The following is a 16896-nucleotide window of genomic DNA, read 5'->3' as shown; positions in this document are numbered from 1 at the left end:
CAAGCTATTGAGCGATAGCACCCGAAAAACGCCTCGAAGCGTTTTCGCCAAATAAGAACAATAAATGGAGACACACATGACGTTCCCCCTACGTAAGCTCGCCCTCGCCGCCGGCTGCATGCTGTTTGCCGGCCACCTGCTGGCCGCCGACGAACCCAAGCGCCCTGAATGCATCGCCCCGGCCTCCCCTGGCGGTGGTTTTGACCTGACCTGCAAACTGGCGCAAAGCGCGCTGGTCAACCAGAAGCTCTTGAGCAAGCCAATGCGCGTGACCTACATGCCAGGCGGCGTGGGCGCCGTGGCCTACAACGCGGTGGTCGCTCAGCGCCCTGCGGATGGCGGCACCCTGGTGGCCTGGTCCAGCGGTTCGCTGCTGAACCTGGCCCAGGGCAAGTTCGGTCGTTTCGATGAAACCAACGTGCGCTGGCTCGCAGCGGTGGGCACCAGCTACGGTGCCATCGCGGTGAAAAGTGATTCGCCCTACAAGTCACTCGATGATCTCGTAAAAGCCTTGAAGAAAGACCCAGGCAGCGTGGTGATCGGTTCCGGCGGCACGGTCGGCAGCCAGGACTGGATGCAAACCGCACTGATCGCCAAGGCCGCCGGGATCAACCCGCGCGAGCTGCGTTACGTCGCACTCGAAGGCGGCGGCGAAATCGCCACCGCGTTGCTCGGTGGCCACATCCAGGTGGGCAGTACCGATATCTCCGACTCCATGCCGCACATCCTCAGCGGCGACATGCGCCTGTTGGCGGTGTTCTCCGAGCAGCGCCTGGACGAGCCGGAAATGAAAGACATCCCCACCGCCAAGGAGCAAGGCTACGACATCGTCTGGCCTGTGGTGCGCGGTTTCTACCTCGGGCCAAAAGTCAGCGATGCCGACTACGCCTGGTGGAAAGAGGCGTTCGACAAACTGCTGGCCTCCGACGAGTTCGCCAAGCTGCGTGACCAGCGCGAGCTGTTCCCCTTCGCCATGACCGGCCCGGAGCTGGACACCTACGTGAAGAAACAGGTGGCTGACTACAAGGTGCTGGCCAAAGAGTTCGGCCTGATCCAGTAAACGCCCCCTCTTTTGTGTAATGCCCCTGTAGGAGCGAGCTCGCTCGCGAAGAACTCAAAGACACCCCGTGCATCCAGACCGCACGCGTTACCGTTGACGTTCTTCGCGAGCAAGCTCGCTCCTACAAAAAGTGGCCTTGGAGTTTTCTATGCTCTTACAACGCATTTTTGCCGCCGTGCTGTTGCTGGCCTGCGCCGGCCTCGCCCTGATGGCCTGGCCGTATCAGGCGGCGTTTTCCTACGAGCCGGTCGGGCCTCGCGCCTTTCCGCTGCTGATGCTCGGGCTGATGAGCCTGGCGCTGATCTACATGCTGTTTCGCCCGCAAGCGACCAAACACACCGAAGAAGACCCGGCGCTGGACCGCGACACCCTGATCAAGATAGGCATTTGCGTGGTGCTGTTGCTCGTGTTCGCCGCCACCTTCGAATCCCTGGGTTTCATCCTCAGCAGCCTGTTGATCGGCATCCCGATGGCGCGCCTGTATGGCGGCCGCTGGATGCCCAGCGTGTTGATCGTTGGCCTCATGGCTATCGGCCTGTACCTGCTGTTCGATAAAGCCATGGATGTGCCGCTGCCCCTCGGCCTGCTCGACGTTCTGGAGAACTGATATGGATACTTTTGGCTATTTGGGCCAGGGTTTCGGCGTCGCGCTGAGCCCGTACAACCTGATCACCGCGTTGTGCGGCACGCTGATCGGCACCGTGGTCGGCCTGTTGCCGGGCCTGGGCCCGATCAACGGCGTGGCGCTGTTGATCCCCATCGCCTTCGCCCTCGGCCTGCCACCGGAGTCGGCGTTGATCCTGCTGGCCGCCGTGTACCTGGGCTGCGAGTACGGCGGCCGTATCAGCTCGATCCTGCTCAATATTCCGGGTGAAGCCTCCACCGTAATGACCACCCTCGACGGCTACCCGATGGCTCGCAAAGGCTTGGCCGGCGTGGCACTGTCGTTGTCGGCCTGGAGTTCTTTCATCGGTGCCTTTATCGCCACCTGCGGCATGGTGCTGTTCGCACCGCTGCTGGCCAAATGGGCGATTGCCTTCGGTCCGGCGGAATATTTCGTACTGATGGTATTTGCGATTGTGTGCCTGGGCGGCATGGCCGGTGACAAGCCGCTGAAGACCTTTGTGGCAGCGCTGATCGGTCTGTTCCTTTCAGCGGTGGGCATCGATGCCAACAGCGGCGTGTACCGCTTTACCGGCGACAACATCCACCTCACCGACGGCATCCAGTTTGTGGTGCTGGTGCTGGGCCTGTTCTCCATCAGCGAAATCCTGTTGCTGCTGGAAAAAACCCACCGTGGCCAGGAAGCGGTCAAGGCCACCGGGCGCATGATGTTCAACCTCAAGGAAGCCGGTGCGGTGTTCGTGGTTAACATCCGCTGCGGCTTGCTCGGCTTCATCATGGGCGTGTTGCCGGGTGCCGGTGCAACCCTGGCGTCCGCCGTGGCCTACATGACCGAAAAACGCCTGGCCGGTGCCAGCGGCAAATTCGGCCAGGGCGACATGCGTGGCCTGGCCGCCCCGGAAACCGCGATCGGCGCCTCCGCCTGCGGCGCCCTGGTGCCGATGCTGACCCTGGGCGTTCCCGGCTCGGGCACCACCGCCGTGATGATCGGCGCCCTGTCGCTGTACAACATCACCCCCGGCCCGCTGCTGTTCCAACAGCAACCGGACATTGTCTGGGGCCTGATCGCGTCGTTGTTTATCGCCAACATCATGCTGGTGATCCTCAACATCCCGATGATCCGCATCTTCACGCGTATCCTCGCCGTGCCGAACTGGGCGCTGGTACCGGTGATCGCCATCATTACCGCGATCGGTGTGTACGCGGTTCACGCCACCACGTTCGACCTGTTCCTGATGGTCGGGATCGGCATCTTCGGCTACATCCTGCGCAAGCTCGACTTCCCGCTGTCGCCGGTATTGCTGGGCTTTATCCTCGGCGGCCTGATGGAGCAGAACCTGCGCCGGGCGCTGTCGATCTCCAATGGTGCGCTGGAAATCCTCTGGTCGAGCCCGATCACCTTTGGTGTCTGGGTACTGACCGCGCTGATGCTGCTGTTCCCGCTGGTGCGCATCTACCGCAAACGCGCCTTGCAGCGTCGTGCCCTGGCCGATGTCTGAGGTCACCTTCAAACAGTGGTGGGGCACACCGCTGGTCGGCCTGGCCGGCGGTTACCTGGCCAGCCTCGTCGGCTGGCCTTTGCCCTACATGGTCGGCTCGTTGCTGGCGATCATCCTGGTGCGTTGCCTGACGCCGTGGCAGTTGGCGGAAATCCCCGGCGGGCGCAAATGCGGCCAATGGGTGGTGGGCATCGGCATCGGCCTGCACTTCACACCGGTGGTGATCGAGCAAGTGATGAGCCACTTCGGGCTGATCTTTTTCGGCGCGCTGGTCACCAGCCTGTCGAGTGTGGTCGGCGTGTGGCTGATGCGCCGCAGTGGTGAGGACCGTGCCACCGCGTTTTTCTCCAGCATGCCGGGCGGTTCCGGTGAGATGGTCAACCTCGGCGCACGCAACGGTGCCGTGTTGAGCCGTGTCGCGGCGGGACAAAGCCTGCGGGTATTAGTGGTGGTGCTGTGTGTGCCGGCGATCTTCAAATACTTGCTGGGTGGGGGCGCGCCGCAGTTTCATCCGGCCCCGGTCAATTGGCTGTGGCTGGCGTTGCTGTTTCCGATGGGCGCACTGGCGGCCTGGGGCTGGCAGCATCTGCGGCAACCGAACCCTTGGCTGTTCGGCCCGTTGCTGGTAAGCGCGACGGCCAGTGTGGTGTGGGATCTGCATATCGGCCTGCCCGATGGCGGCAGTCAGATTGGCCAATGGTTGATCGGCAGCGGTTTGGGCTGTCACTTCAACCGCCAGTTCTTCCGACGTGCGCCCGCGTTCATGGCGCGCACCTTGATGGGCACCGCCTTGACCATGGCACTGGCAACATTGGCGGCGATGGGCTTGAGCGCCCTGACCCATCTCGACCTGCGCTCCCTGACCCTGGGCATGATGCCCGGCGGTATTGCCGAGATGAGCCTTACGGCTGAAACCTTGCAATTGTCGGTGCCACTGGTGACAGCGATGCAGGTGATGCGTTTGTTGTTTGTGCTGTTCCTGGCGGAGCCGTTGTTCCGGTACTGGAATCGTCAGCCTTGAATAAGCAGCTTGTCGTGCTTGCCAGGTTTTGTGACCGTTCATCTGGACTGTCATTTCTCACAGCTGGGCATTCTCAACCACAAAGCGCATGAATTCCGGGGCAGGACTCATCAATAATCACGCAGCCTGCAGCCTGTGAACCCCTGGGAGTACACATGATGGAAGAGCCTATTCAAAGCCCCCCTGGCAATGCCCGTGCACATGCACAAATTGTGCAAACCATTGCAGTACCGGGCTCCCCCAATCGCCTGGTAATGAACCGTGCAGGAACACGCCTTTATGTGGCAAGCGCCACAGCATCGGGATCCCTCACCGTTCTAGATACCCAGCCACTTAGCGTCATACAGACGATAGAAAATCTCGGCTCCCCGATATGGCTGGCAATCAACCCGGCAGGTTCGCGCATTTACGTGAGTGACAACAGCGCCGCATCGGGAAACCCGATTACCGTTATCGAAACCGTGAGTAACAGCGTCATCGCACGCATCACGGGGTTCACGACGGTTAATGGCATGGCATTGAACTCAACCGGCACCCGGCTCTATGTCGCTGATCACGGGGCTTCGGAGTTGGTAACCATTGACACCAGCGACCACCAACGCGTAACCGAAATACCTGTGCGTTACGCCAAGGAAGTGATAGTGGCGCCGCGTGACGACACTCGCGTTTACGTTGTGTCGGATTTAGCGGGCTGGAGCATCGTAGACCTTGGAAACAAGCCGATCGTCAGGCAGCTCGCCATCGCCCCAGGCAGTCCTACTTCGATCGGTCACAGCCCACGCTATCCGCGCATTTACATCACTCACCGCGACGCGGGCCGCTTGACTATCGGTGACGCCTTGATTCCTGAAGTCAGCAAGTACATCAGCGGCCTCAACGAGCCCTGGGGCATAGCATTCAACCCCCTCAGCGAGATGGCCTATATCACTGAGCGAGGACAGATCAGCATTTATGACACCCGACTGGAACGCATGGTCGGCACGATCGCAGGTTTCGGCAGCCTGCGAGGCATTGTGGTGGCTCCGGATGGCCGCAATCTGTACGTCGCTGATATTCAAAACCAATCGATAAGCATGGTCAGTCTTTAGCAACGCACGGTTCAGACAAGCGGCAATCGCCACTCAATCGGCGCCTCGCCATTTTGCTCAAGAAACTTGTTGGCGCGGCTGAAATGCCCGCATCCCAGAAACCCGCGATACGCCGACAGCGGCGACGGGTGCACCGAGGTCAGCACCAGGTGCTTGGTGGCATCGATCAGCTTCTGCTTGCTCTGGGCATGGGCGCCCCACAACAGGAACACCAGATGCGGTTGATGCTCGCTGACCACCTCGATAACCCGATCGGTAAAAAACTGCCAGCCCTTGCCGGCATGGGCGTTGGCATTGGCGCGCTCCACAGTCAGGGTGGTATTGAGCATCAGCACGCCCTGGTCGGCCCAGCTTTGCAGGTAGCCGTGGCTGGGGATGTCGATGTTCAGGTCACGCTTGAGTTCTTTATAGATATTGACCAGCGAGGGCGGCGCCGGCACGCCCGGTTGCACCGAGAAGCATAAACCATGGGCCTGGCCGGGGCCGTGATACGGGTCCTGCCCAAGAATGACCACCTTGACCTTGTCCAGCGGCGTGGAATTGAGCGCATTGAAGATCAGCGGGCCCGGCGGATAGATCTCTTTGCCGGCGGCGTGTTCCTGACGCAGAAACTCGCGCAGCTGGCCCATGTAGGGCTTGTCGAATTCCTCGCGCAAAGCGTGTTTCCAGCTGGGTTCGAGTTTGATGCGGTCGCTGTCGGTCATGATGAGGTCGTCGAGAAAAAACAATGGGCGAACCCTAGGAAAGCCGACCCCGCTTGTCAATTGATCTGACACATCACCGACACTTTCCCACGCAGCGATCATACTGACCCTTCACCTTCAGGATTGAGGTCACGATGAATCTGCACTTCGAAGAACTCACCGGCAACCACGGCGCCCGCATCGGCATCGCCAGCCTGGATGCGCAGCAATCCCTTAACGCGCTCTCCCTGTCGATGATCCTGGCCTTGAGCGAACGCCTGGATGCCTGGGCCAAGGACGCGAGTATCGTCTGCGTCTTGCTGCGCGGAAACGGCCCCAAAGCCTTTTGCGCAGGGGGCGAGGTGCGCAGCCTGGCGATGGCCTGCCGGGAACAACCTGGCGTTGTGCCCACTTTGGCCGCGCAATTTTTTGCCGCCGAATACCGCCTCGATTATCGCCTGCATACCTATCCGAAACCGCTGATCTGCTGGGGCCACGGCTATGTGCTGGGCGGCGGGATGGGCCTGTTGCAGAGTGCGTCCGTGCGGATAGTGACGCCGAGCAGTCGCTTGGCCATGCCGGAAATCAGCATCGGCTTGTACCCGGACGTAGGTGCCAGTTGGTTCCTGTCGCGTCTGCCCGGCAAGCTAGGCTTGTTCCTGGGCCTTACCGGTGCCCATATCAATGGTCATGATGCCCTTGACCTGGGCCTGGCCGACCGTTTTCTGCGCGATGACCAGCAAGACGTATTACTCGATGGCCTGTTGCAATTGAACTGGCAGGAGCAGATCGCGATGCAGCTCAACAGTTTGTTCAAGGCCTTGACCCAGGAAGCCGTCGACCAGCTACCCGAGGCACAATGGTTGCCGCGCCGGAGGCAGATCGACGAGTGGCTGGATGTGGGTGACGTGGCAGGTGCCTGGCGCGCGCTGAGCCTGCTCAAGGATCACGCCGACCCGCTCCTGGCCCGCGCCGGCAAGACCCTCAGTGAAGGCTGCCCGTTGACTGCGCATCTGGTGTGGGAACAGATCCGACGCGGCCGTCATTTGTCTTTGGCCCAAGTGTTCCAGATGGAATACACACTGAGCCTCAACTGTTGCCGCCACCCTGAATTTGCCGAAGGGGTCCGGGCAAGGCTGATCGATAAGGATCAGACGCCCCGCTGGCATTGGCCGGATATCAATACAATTCCCGAGGCGGTAGTGAAGGCGCACTTTGACAAGGCATGGGAAGGTAGGAATCCCCTGGCAGACCTTTCTGATTATTGACAGCTTATCGCCAGCTATCCTTAACGTTAAAAGCACAGTTACCCGGTTGATTTTCCTTGCATAGATAAACCAGTTGGTCGAATGAGGCGCTATCGCGCTCCCAATGCAAACTGTCCGCCAACGACATGCCACTGGCGTCGCCTGACAGGCAAGGGCGCAATACGACAAGCTCGTCGCGCTGATTGGTGTACACACACTTTTCCACCAGCCCATTGCTTCGATCATCACCTTTCTCCGGCGCAAACACCGCGCCTGAGAAGGCATGTATGAACTCGCCGGGCTCAACCCTCGGGCCTTGCCACAGCACGCCGTTGGCCTGGTACTGGAAATAACCTGTGCCCGTCTGGATCTTCGACTTATCTGGACAGAACTGATTGCCTTGCGCTTGGCCGACGATGCAGACAATCAGTAAAAGCATGTACATCAACTGTTTGAGCATGGATGCCCCCTTCGATAACCACACAGCTTTTTCCCACAGTGAAATATATCCCTGGCCTCAAAGATAGCTGTTAATTCTGACAGTACCGACAAACGGCAGGCAAAAAAAACGGCGCATCATGCGCCGTTTTATTCAGAACTTTTGTCAGCGGTGCCCACCGCGCCCACCGCCGTGATCGCCACCACGCCCGCGCCCGCCGTTGCCCCACCGATTGTCTCCCCATCCCTGGTTGGGATACGGCCGATAAGCCGGTCTTGGGTAGTAACGTGGCGCGGGTTGGTAATAACGCGGCGCCGAATAATAACGGGGAGCCGGATAGTAGCGTGGCGCGGGTGTGTAGTAGCTGCGCCCGTAGTAACGAGGACCGCCGTAATAATAGGCGGGTGCCGGTGCGGTGTAGACCTCGGAGCGGTAGTAAGTGGTACCTCCATCGTAATAGGGCACGCAAGCTGACAGGGTCAGGCCGAGTAATGCAGTGAGCAGCAGTCGTCGATACATGGCGGCCTCCTGGACCGCGGAAGAGCACCTCCAGCGACGCTGGAGGGCGTCATTCAGATTTACTTGAATGACAGAACGTATGACATCAAAAGCAGAATCTGGTGCGTTTCAGTAACAACTTGATACATCACCAGCGGTACGCCGGAATACGTTAGCTGTATCGATTCAGTATTTTATTCAGAGGCGAAACTTTGTCGCTTACAATGATGTCATTGTGATACTGCACAATGCCACGGAGGCCTTGGTGTGCGCCTTCCCGTTACTTACCGCCGGATTCAAGTCATGAAAATTGCTACCAAGCTGCTGCTCTCATTTTTACTCTGTTCCGTGATTACCCTCGGTGTCGGCCTGCTGGGTATCAAAGGGGTCGTGCGCCTCGCCGCAGCCCTGGAATCAACGTTCTCCAACAACCTGGTGTCGGTCAGCAACACAGCTGCCACCCTGAACGGGCTGGTGGCACACAACCGTGGTTTGTACCGCTTGCTCGATGCCGGTAACGGTGACGTCGCCCAGCAGGACCGCGACCGCGTGCGCCAGGATATCGCCAACGAAGTCAAACGCAGCCAGGCGGCGTATACCACCTACCGCGCCACGCCGTTGGAAGATGACGAGCGGGCGGCGGGTGACACCTTCGACCAGATCTGGCCAACGTACCTCAGTAGCTCGGAACGCATCCTGAGCCTGCTCGACAAGGGCCAGATCGAGCAGGCACGCACCGAGCTCAATACCACCAACAATGAACTGTTCCGCCAGGCCCGCGAGCTGATCCGCGTGATGGTCGAATCCAACAACCGCCAGATCAAGGAAGGCGCAGTCGCCGCCGACGCACTGCGCGACAGTGCGCTCACCTGGATGATCAGTGGTATCGTCCTCGCCTTCATCATCGCCATTATCGTCGGCGTGCTGATCACGCGCCTGATCACCCGCCCCATCGCTCAAGCGGTGGCGAGCGCGCAACGCATTGCCGACGGTGACCTGACCCAGACCATCAGCACCGAGCGCACCGACGAGGCCGGGCAGTTGCTGGTGGCGCTGTCGAACATGCAGGGCGGCTTGAAACACACCCTGCTGGAAATCGCCAACGCCTCCGACCAACTGGCCTCCGCCGCTGAAGAACTGAGTGCGGTCACCGAAGAAAGCACCCGGGGCCTGACCCGCCAGAATGATGAAATTCAACAAGCGGCCACCGCCGTCAACCAGATGACTGCAGCCGTTGATGAGGTGGCCGGCAACGCCGTATCGACTTCGCAGGCCTCGAGCCAGGCGACCACCGAAGCCGAGGAAGGCCGTGAGCAAGTGGCACAGGCCGTCTCCGGCATGAATTCGATGGTGGTAGAAATCAACGATTCGACGAAGTCGGTGGAAGGCCTCGCCAGCCAGGTCCGCGAAATCGGCAAGGTGATCGATGTGATTCGTGGGATTGCCGACCAGACCAACCTGCTCGCCCTCAACGCAGCAATCGAGGCGGCCCGTGCGGGCGAGCAAGGCCGTGGCTTTGCGGTGGTGGCTGATGAGGTGCGGGCGCTGGCCCATCGCACACAAGTGTCCACAGTGGACATCGAAAAAATGATCGGCGAGGTGCAAGTCGGCGCCGACGGCGCGGTAGCCGCGATGAACAAGAGCCTGAGCTGGGCCAACAACACCCAGGTGCTGGCGCAGAATGCCGGCGAAGCGTTGCAACGTATCACCGCCAGTGTGGCGAAGATCAACGAACGCAACCTGGTCATCGCGTCCGCCTCGGAGGAACAGGCCCAAGTGGCGCGTGAAGTCGATCGCAACCTGCTCAACATCCAGGACCTGTCGACCCAGACCGCCGCCGGCGCGCATCAGACCAACGCTTCCAGCCAGGACCTGTCGCGCCTGGCCACCTCGTTCAGTGTGCTGGTCGGCAAATTCAAGCTGTAAGTAGCTTGGCGCCCATCGGCGCTGTATCGTGCAAGGCCACGCACACCTTGCCCGATACAGCCCGACCTGCCCATGACCACTGCAACCCTTTGCCCCGCCTGCGGCGCCCGCAACGACTGTAGTCTGGCCGACCCACGCACGGTCGACCAGGCCTGCTGGTGCTACAGCGTCACCATCGACCCGGCGGTGCTCCAGGCGCTGCCCGACGAACTGCGCAACCAGGCCTGCCTGTGCCCGCGTTGCGCCCAGGTGGACCAACAGCTGCGCCGCCACGATGCGCCTTGATCGCTTCCTCAGTAACCTGCCGCGCTTTAATCGCAAGCAAGTGCGGCTGCTGTTGGCGCAACGTCGGGTTACTGTGGATGGTACGGCGGTGAGCGACCCTCTTCATGAGGTGCTGGCGTTCAGTTGCGTGCGCGTTGATGGTGAAATACTGCAGGCAGGTACACCTGCGCGCTATTTCATGCTGCACAAGCCGCAAGGGTGCGTCAGCGCTACCTGCGATCCGCAACACCGCACTGTGCTCGATCTGCTGGATGAACCGCACAAGGACGCATTGCATATCGCCGGGCGCCTGGACTACAACACCACCGGGTTGATGCTACTCACCAATGACGGCCAGTGGTCGCGGCGACTGACGCAACCGGCGACCAAGTTGCCAAAGGTGTACCGGGTGGAAACCGAGCAGGACATCGGCCCGGACTATGCAGCGGTCTTCAGGGCGGGCCTGTACTTCGCCTTCGAAAACCTCGTCACTCAACCCGCCGAACTGGAGTTACTGGGCCCCAGGACGGCGCGCTTGAGCATCATCGAAGGCCGCTATCACCAGGTCAAACGCATGTTCGGGCATTTTGATAACAAAGTGACTGCCCTGCATCGCGAGCGCATGGGCCCGCTGCGCCTGGATGCAGCGCTTGCGCCGGGCGAGTATCGGGCGCTGACTGCCGAGGAAGTCCACCTCGTCTGACGTCCGCTCGGCCGCTGAGGGCAAAAAACCAGCTGCGCCGCTTGCGACATCCCGAGTCTGTGCTTGAATCAAGCTCACCCGCTGCAATATGACTGACGGGTCACCTATAACCTCCAAGAAACACCTTGCCGCGCCCGCGCTTGATTGACGGGCCGTCCCGGCAAACATCCGCCCTCACATCCGCTGTCGGCCAGCCGCAATCGGACCGACCTGGGCGCTCATCTTCAAGGCGTATGCCTACCTGTCATAAAGCTCGTGCAAAGTCATTTGCGCGCCCTACCCGCTTGCCAGGAGTCTTACGACATGAGGCCAGAAATCGCTGTGTTGGATATACAGGGTCAATACCGGGTTTACACGGAGTTCTATCGCGCGGATGCCGCTGAAAAAACCATCATCCTGGTCAACGGCTCAATGGCAACCACGGCGTCTTTCGCCCAGACCGTGAAAAGCCTGTACCCGCAATTCAACGTGGTGTTGTACGACCAGCCCTACGCAGGCCGTTCCAAAATCCACAACCGTCACGAGCGGATGCTGACCAAGGAAGTCGAGGGCCAGATACTGCTGGAGCTCATCGACCGCTTTGCCGCCGAACACGTACTCTCCTTCTCCTGGGGCGGTATCGCCACGCTGCTCGCCCTCGCCCAACGCCCGCAGCGCGTTGAAAAGGCCGTGGTCAGCTCGTTCTCCCCGGTCATTAACGCACCAATGCGTGATTACCTGGAGCGCGGCGTCGACTACCTCGGCAATCTCGACCGCGACCGCGTCGGCCATCTGGTCAACAGCACCATCGGCAAGCACCTGCCGTCGCTGTTCAAGCGCTTCAACCACAAGCACGTGAGCAGCCTGGCCGAGCATGAATACGGGCAAATGCACTTCCACATCAGCCAAGTGCTCAACAGCGACCGGTTGTGCTACCTCAACGCAGCCAGGCAGATCGATATTCCGGTGCTGTTTTTGAACGGCGAATGGGACGAGTACACCAGCGCCGAGGATGCCAGGCTGTTTGGCCAGCATGTCACCCACAGCAGCTTCAGCACGGTTCAAGCGACGGGGCACTTCCTGGATATGGAGCATAAAGCGGCGTGCCGGGACAGCCGGGAGGCGGTGGTAAGCTTCTTGAAAGGGCAGCGGCCGGTGAGTCGGTTACGCTATCAGCCAAGCCAGACACAACCTGCCTTTGCGATGTGAGGTGAGAACCACTGCGGGAGCGAGCTCCTGCAGTGGCACCCGCCCATCGGCAGGGGGGCGAGCGCAACATGCGATTATTTCGAAGAAAAACTTCAAATCCAGGCAAACATCTGGTACAAAGTCAGCCGCTTTGAGCGGGTATAGTTTAGTGGCAAAACGAAAGCTTCCCAAGCTTTAGTTGAGGGTTCGATTCCCTCTACCCGCTCCACTCAAATGGGCGTCCCTGTCATGCCATGGCTGACATGGGACGCATAAAGAACCGGTCCTTGTGACCGGTTTTTTATGCCTGGCGTTCAGGGCACGACAACGCTCGTCGTCGTGCCGGCCCAGCAAACCTGTACAGATATTAAATTATGTACAAGTATTAGTGCATGAGCGCAGACACCACAGTCTACGAAATCAGTTTTGACGACTGGATGTACTTGATGGACGAAGACACCTTGATCAACCGTTCGAGCATGTCCAAATTCGGCGTGGAATGGGGTCAGGTCACCTTGTTCTTTCGGCGCCAATGACTCCCTGAGTGAGGTTCCATCATGAACGTGCAGATGCTGAGCGAACTGGCTGTGAAAGGCGAAATTCTCGAACTGCAGTTGTTATCGCTGGAGGGCGGCTTGTATCTGGCGCGGGTCCGGCTGGAACAGGTCGAGAAGACATTGTTGGGTGATGATCAGCAACCGCTGCGCATCCGCTCCACCACCCACTTGCGCGACCTGTTGCAGGGCTTGCCCGCGTTTCCCTGCGTGCTGGTGCAACACAGCGTGCATGATGAGATGTGCGGGGTGCGCGAAGGGCCGATTGGAGGGTTGCGCATCCCGTTTTCGCTGAACGCGGCGCTCTAAGCTACCTTTATTGTCGGACCCGTTTTCCGAGTATCAACGATATTGATTTAAGCAGGGGCCTACAGGGAAGTGCCGTCCAGACCAAGAGAATGCAGCAACCTCAATCAGCAGCAGGACCTACAGGATGTCTTCCCCTCAGCAGGAAAATTCAAGGCAAGCAGTAAGAAAAGTCGTGGGGCTTGTGCTGATCATTCCCTTGCTGCTGCCACTGACCCCTATCCCGTTCGGACTGCGTTCCATGGCAGTGGCAGCGACCCTCGCGTGCTCCGTCTACGGCGCCTGGTACTCAATGCGACACACCAGCCGAGGGGTAGCCTTCAGCGCTATCATGCTGGCCCTGCTCAATCTTGGCGCGTGGGTGGCAATGTCGGTCCCCTCGATCATCTGGTTGATCTACTATGTCGCGGTGGCCTATGGGTCAGGCAATTGGATTCACTGGCGTTTTTAATGCCAGCAAATTCGACCGCAAGAAACCGGTTTCTCCCAGGGTTCACTGAGCGGATAGTTGCACCGGACAGCCTCAAGGATCAAGCCCATGTCATACGCCTGCAAATTCATGCCCTCCCCCATCGGCCAGCTCACCCTGGTGGCCCGCAATGACAAGCTCGGTGCCGTGCTATGGGAAACGGAACGCGAAAACCGGGTGCGCCTGGGGCAGTTGTACGAAGCCAACGACAGCCCGGTGCTCGTGGAAACAGAGCGTCAGCTGGCGGAGTATTTCGCGGGCACGCGCAATCGTTTCGAGCTGGAACTGGACTTCTACGGCACCGACTTTCAAAAACAAGTCTGGCAGGCCTTGCTGACCATCCCTTTTGGCGAAACCCGCAGCTACAGCCAGATAGCCCGACAGATCGGCAACCCCAGCGCCGTGCGCGCCGTGGGTGCGGCCAACGGGCGTAACCCCATCTCGATCATTGCGCCGTGTCACCGCGTCGTGGGGGCATCGGGGGCGCTGACGGGCTTTGCCGGTGGGCTTGAGGCCAAGCAGTACCTGTTGACGCTGGAAGATCGCGGCCAGGCAAAACTGGCCTTTTGATCATAGGTTCGGAACGGGCCCGCGAACAAAAGACGCGCAATCGAATAATCGTTGAAAACCCAACTTTCGATACAGCGGGACAGCCATCATCGACCCCTCGAGAAAACACCTGCGTGCCCCAAGCCCCGAGGCGTGAAGCAGGGCCGACTTGATCAATCGCGTGGCATAGCCTCTGGCGCGAAAGCCGGTCAGCGTGCCGACGTCACTGAGCCTTGCCTGGCCCTCACACACTGACAAGGTCAACGCACAGCCCACCTGCCCCTCGACGGACAGGATGAAGTGATAAAGGGCTTCACCGGCGTCCAACGCCCGCTGGTGCCGGGCCTGATAATGGGCGGCCGTCTCGGGCGATATCGAAAACGCACTGCCGAGCGGGCTCGCCCACTCGTTCAAGTCACGTGTCAGGCTGATCTGCACGGCCTCCTCGCTAATCGATGGCGCACAGCGTGCCAAGGGGTGAACCATCGCGGTGCTCTTTTCGGCAGGCTCAAAGCCAAGCCCGGTAAGCGCGTCGCGTAACCCGTCGACCTGTACCTCAGGCATCACGATGCGTATAGGCAATGCGGTACGGCGGATCAGTTGCAGAATCACCGGCGTCGTTTCGCGCAGGGGCGCGCTGCTCACGCGGATGAACAACGTGTTCCAAGGCGTGGAATTTTCCTCGGCAAGATAGGTATTGATACCGGCGGCATGTCGACGATACACCGCGCAGGTCGCCGCGAAAAAATGATCTTCGGTCAAGTAATAAAGCGCGTGTATGTCACGAGCGGCCTTTGCGTACATAAGGACTGTCCAGGTCAAAAACCCAGTCTTGCGCTCATGGCTCCGCAGCGCCGTAGGCGCGCTCCTAAAACCCGGGTAGAAAAATGCCTGCTTTGGTCCGACGGCCAAGTTGTAAAAAGAAATTTCAGCGACTCGTTGCGGTCAGTATTTTCATCACCCCCCTTTTGAGGAAAAACAGTCATGAAATTCTCCGCTGTCTCCCAAACTCTATCGCGCTGGGCCGGCAGCCCCCGTACGTTCTACGCGGCGGTGGCGTTGATTCTGGCGTGGAGCCTGAGCGGGCCGTACTTTCATTACAACGACACCTGGCAATTGATCATCAACACCTCAACCACCATCATCACGTTCCTGATGGTGTTCCTGATCCAGAATACACAGAACCGCGACAATGACATTCTGCACATCAAGATCGACGAACTGTTGCGCGTGTCCAAGGATGCCCAGAACGCCGTGTTGAGCCTGGACGGCCTGGACCGCAAAGAGCTTGAAAAGCTGCGCCAGGAATATCGCGATATCGGCAAAGCCGGCAGCTTGAGCCTCAACAGCAGTTGTGGTGCCGCCGCCGACGACGCGGCGCCGCCGAAAACCGATTTGAACCAGGCATAAAAAACGGCGGTTGGAGAGGATCCAACCGCCGTTTTCATTTCAAGGGGCCACTTCAACCGTCACCTTGGTGCCCCTTGCCGTAGGTCGATGCCAGCGCCCGGGCTTTTTGCAGACGCTCTTCCAACTTGGGCAGCGTCTCGTCCACCAACGCTTTAATCTCGGGCACTTCCGACGCCGCACCTTCCCGCTTGAACAGGGCGATGGCGTCTTCGTTTTCCTTGACCTGCTGCGCGGCATAAGCGGCGTCAAAGGAGTCGCCGTCCTTGAGTTCGGGCATCAGGGTTTCGGCTTTGTCGACGATCTGCTCCCGCGGGGCCACCGGCAGGTCGAGCTTTTTGGCGATGGCCGCCAGATGCTGGTTGGCCAGGGTGCGCTCGTTGATCACTTCGATGGTGTAATCCTTGATTTCCTGGGACGAGGTTCTGGCGTGGGCCATGCGGCTGGTTTCGATATCGGCCATGCCTTTGGCCGAAGCCTGCTCGATGAATTCGGCAGGCGACTGGGCGAAAGCATTGCTGGCGCCGAGGCCCAGCAGCATCGCGAAACTGGCGGTGCGTAACCGGATAGCCATGCGGCTCATGATGGGTTCCTCCAAGGCAAAAATAGGTGCGAGGGAACTGCGCCTCGCCCTGAATTCGAATTTTGCACGCGGCAAAGGTTTAGAAAAAACTTTCCAGCGCGACGAACGGTCGTTTCCGATTCAAGCGGATCTGCTTGCAAACAGGCCCGGCAACGCATGCGCCAGAGCGTTGATGGCAAACCCGATAAACATCACGCCGCACAGCTTCGTGATGAGGATTTCGTGACGCTGATACACCGTACGCACACGTTGGGCACCGACTACGCCAATCAGGATCGCGTAGGCCAGCAGGCCGCCGATAAAGCTTAAAAAAATCAGCGTGGGCAGCATCGACCACGTCAACAATTCGGCACGACTGGAGAGCAGTGCCGTGAAGGTCGCCACCGCCACCGGGTACGCCTTGGGGTTGGTCAGGCCGAACAGAACGCCGTGCCAGAACGGATGCCGCGCCGCGCCCTGAGGGGCGTCGCTGCTACGGCGCTGGGTGCGGATGGCGCGCCAGCCGAGCCAGAACAGATACAGGCCGCTGAGCACGCCGAGTACATCAAACGCACTGCTGCCGACTTCCCGCGCCCCCACAATCGCCACCAGGGCGGTGCTGCACCACACCACGTCGCCGAGCAAATGCCCACCCAGGAAACCGGCACCGGCGCGACGGCCACGGGCGGCGCCGATGCCGAACACGGCCAACACGCCAGGGCCGGGCGTAATACCGTAGATAAACCCGGAAGCAAGGACCGATAACAGCAGGGAGGGGGTCATGGGCGGGGCTCTGGCAAATTGTTGAAAGACACAGCGATTCTGCAGGT

Annotated in this window: 20 protein-coding genes, 1 tRNA gene and 2 pseudogenes; 17 read left to right on the top strand and 6 right to left on the bottom strand. The window is 59.8% G+C overall.

Going from position 1 to position 16896, the window contains the following annotated elements; genetic code table 11:
- The first annotated feature begins 76 nt into the window (after positions 1 to 76).
- From BOP93_RS07025 to BOP93_RS07005, 5 genes are all read left to right on the top strand, one after another.
- Positions 77 to 1060, top strand: a complete 984-nt coding sequence (locus BOP93_RS07025) for a Bug family tripartite tricarboxylate transporter substrate binding protein (RefSeq protein WP_104502042.1) — start codon at positions 77 to 79, stop codon at positions 1058 to 1060.
- 148 nt (positions 1061 to 1208) lie between these two features.
- Positions 1209 to 1667, top strand: coding sequence for a tripartite tricarboxylate transporter TctB family protein (locus BOP93_RS07020; RefSeq protein WP_104502041.1), 459 nt, complete (start codon positions 1209 to 1211; stop codon positions 1665 to 1667).
- Position 1668: 1 nt separating this feature from the next.
- The gene (locus BOP93_RS07015) at positions 1669 to 3183 is read left to right on the top strand and encodes a tripartite tricarboxylate transporter permease (protein WP_104502040.1); all 1515 of its coding nucleotides are present in this window, start codon (positions 1669 to 1671) and stop codon (positions 3181 to 3183) included.
- Positions 3176 to 4204, top strand: coding sequence for an AbrB family transcriptional regulator (locus BOP93_RS07010; protein WP_104502039.1), 1029 nt, complete (start codon positions 3176 to 3178; stop codon positions 4202 to 4204). Before BOP93_RS07015 ends, BOP93_RS07010 begins: the two co-directional genes overlap by 8 nt.
- A 155-nt stretch (positions 4205 to 4359) precedes the next feature.
- The gene (locus tag BOP93_RS07005; protein ID WP_157943452.1) at positions 4360 to 5292 is read left to right on the top strand and encodes a YncE family protein; all 933 of its coding nucleotides are present in this window, start codon (positions 4360 to 4362) and stop codon (positions 5290 to 5292) included.
- Between the two features lie 11 nt (positions 5293 to 5303).
- On the opposite strand, the gene ung is transcribed toward BOP93_RS07005, so the two are convergent.
- On the bottom strand, positions 5304 to 5996 hold the full coding sequence (gene ung, locus BOP93_RS07000) for a uracil-DNA glycosylase (RefSeq protein WP_104505246.1): 693 nt from the start codon (positions 5994 to 5996) through the stop codon (positions 5304 to 5306).
- Positions 5997 to 6130: 134 nt separating this feature from the next.
- Between ung and BOP93_RS06995 the strand changes: the two genes are divergently transcribed.
- Positions 6131 to 7243 carry an enoyl-CoA hydratase/isomerase family protein gene (locus BOP93_RS06995; protein WP_104502037.1) on the top strand — a complete coding sequence of 371 codons (1113 nt, stop codon included), beginning with the start codon at positions 6131 to 6133 and terminating at the stop codon, positions 7241 to 7243.
- Positions 7244 to 7247: 4 nt separating this feature from the next.
- Here BOP93_RS06995 and BOP93_RS06990 read toward each other — a convergent pair whose 3' ends face one another.
- Together BOP93_RS06990 and BOP93_RS06985 are read right to left on the bottom strand one after the other, a co-directional pair.
- Positions 7248 to 7682: a DUF3757 domain-containing protein gene (locus tag BOP93_RS06990; protein ID WP_104502036.1), complete on the bottom strand. Its 435-nt coding sequence runs from the start codon at positions 7680 to 7682 to the stop codon at positions 7248 to 7250.
- 144 nt (positions 7683 to 7826) lie between these two features.
- The gene (locus BOP93_RS06985; RefSeq protein ID WP_104502035.1) at positions 7827 to 8180 is read right to left on the bottom strand and encodes a hypothetical protein; all 354 of its coding nucleotides are present in this window, start codon (positions 8178 to 8180) and stop codon (positions 7827 to 7829) included.
- Positions 8181 to 8462: 282 nt separating this feature from the next.
- On the opposite strand from BOP93_RS06985, the pseudogene BOP93_RS28105 reads away from it, so the two are divergent.
- The 10 genes and pseudogenes from BOP93_RS28105 to BOP93_RS06940 all read left to right on the top strand — a co-directional run.
- Positions 8463 to 9227 (top strand): annotated as a pseudogene (locus BOP93_RS28105) (MCP four helix bundle domain-containing protein); the annotation flags it as partial.
- The gene (locus tag BOP93_RS28100; RefSeq protein ID WP_370671218.1) at positions 9222 to 10085 is read left to right on the top strand and encodes a methyl-accepting chemotaxis protein; all 864 of its coding nucleotides are present in this window, start codon (positions 9222 to 9224) and stop codon (positions 10083 to 10085) included. The pseudogene BOP93_RS28105 and the gene BOP93_RS28100, both read left to right, overlap by 6 nt.
- Before the next feature lie 72 nt (positions 10086 to 10157).
- Positions 10158 to 10370, top strand: coding sequence for a cysteine-rich CWC family protein (locus BOP93_RS06975; RefSeq protein ID WP_104502033.1), 213 nt, complete (start codon positions 10158 to 10160; stop codon positions 10368 to 10370).
- On the top strand, positions 10360 to 11052 hold the full coding sequence (locus BOP93_RS06970; protein ID WP_104502032.1) for a pseudouridine synthase: 693 nt from the start codon (positions 10360 to 10362) through the stop codon (positions 11050 to 11052). The genes BOP93_RS06975 and BOP93_RS06970 overlap by 11 nt, the downstream gene beginning before the upstream one ends.
- A gap of 303 nt (positions 11053 to 11355) precedes the next feature.
- Positions 11356 to 12240: an alpha/beta fold hydrolase gene (locus BOP93_RS06965; RefSeq protein WP_104502031.1), complete on the top strand. Its 885-nt coding sequence runs from the start codon at positions 11356 to 11358 to the stop codon at positions 12238 to 12240.
- 134 nt (positions 12241 to 12374) lie between these two features.
- Positions 12375 to 12448, top strand: a tRNA-Gly gene (locus BOP93_RS06960).
- 172 nt (positions 12449 to 12620) lie between these two features.
- Positions 12621 to 12755, top strand: a pseudogene (locus BOP93_RS06955) (DUF3833 family protein); the annotation flags it as partial.
- Positions 12756 to 12776: 21 nt separating this feature from the next.
- Positions 12777 to 13082: a DUF6482 family protein gene (locus BOP93_RS06950; RefSeq protein ID WP_104502030.1), complete on the top strand. Its 306-nt coding sequence runs from the start codon at positions 12777 to 12779 to the stop codon at positions 13080 to 13082.
- 124 nt (positions 13083 to 13206) lie between these two features.
- Positions 13207 to 13530 carry a hypothetical protein gene (locus BOP93_RS06945; protein WP_104502029.1) on the top strand — a complete coding sequence of 108 codons (324 nt, stop codon included), beginning with the start codon at positions 13207 to 13209 and terminating at the stop codon, positions 13528 to 13530.
- An 87-nt stretch (positions 13531 to 13617) separates the two neighbouring features.
- Complete coding sequence (locus tag BOP93_RS06940) at positions 13618 to 14118, top strand: methylated-DNA--[protein]-cysteine S-methyltransferase (protein WP_104502028.1); 501 nt, start codon at positions 13618 to 13620, stop codon at positions 14116 to 14118.
- Here BOP93_RS06940 and BOP93_RS06935 read toward each other — a convergent pair whose 3' ends face one another.
- Positions 14119 to 14901: a GNAT family N-acetyltransferase gene (locus tag BOP93_RS06935; protein ID WP_104502027.1), complete on the bottom strand. Its 783-nt coding sequence runs from the start codon at positions 14899 to 14901 to the stop codon at positions 14119 to 14121. It abuts the gene before it with no gap.
- Between the two features lie 180 nt (positions 14902 to 15081).
- On the opposite strand from BOP93_RS06935, the gene BOP93_RS06930 reads away from it, so the two are divergent.
- On the top strand, positions 15082 to 15507 hold the full coding sequence (locus BOP93_RS06930) for a low affinity iron permease family protein (RefSeq protein WP_065893454.1): 426 nt from the start codon (positions 15082 to 15084) through the stop codon (positions 15505 to 15507).
- Between the two features lie 52 nt (positions 15508 to 15559).
- Here the strand turns inward: BOP93_RS06930 and BOP93_RS06925 are convergent, their stop codons facing one another.
- On the bottom strand, positions 15560 to 16087 hold the full coding sequence (locus BOP93_RS06925; protein ID WP_104502026.1) for a DUF4142 domain-containing protein: 528 nt from the start codon (positions 16085 to 16087) through the stop codon (positions 15560 to 15562).
- A 120-nt stretch (positions 16088 to 16207) separates the two neighbouring features.
- Positions 16208 to 16849, bottom strand: a complete 642-nt coding sequence (locus BOP93_RS06920; protein WP_104502025.1) for a LysE family translocator — start codon at positions 16847 to 16849, stop codon at positions 16208 to 16210.
- Positions 16850 to 16896: the final 47 nt, after the last annotated feature.

Source organism: Pseudomonas orientalis, from assembly GCF_002934065.1.
GTDB lineage: Bacteria > Pseudomonadota > Gammaproteobacteria > Pseudomonadales > Pseudomonadaceae > Aquipseudomonas > Aquipseudomonas orientalis_A.
The sequence above is the reverse complement of the archived record's forward strand: the minus strand, read 5'-3'. Positions and strand labels throughout refer to the sequence as shown.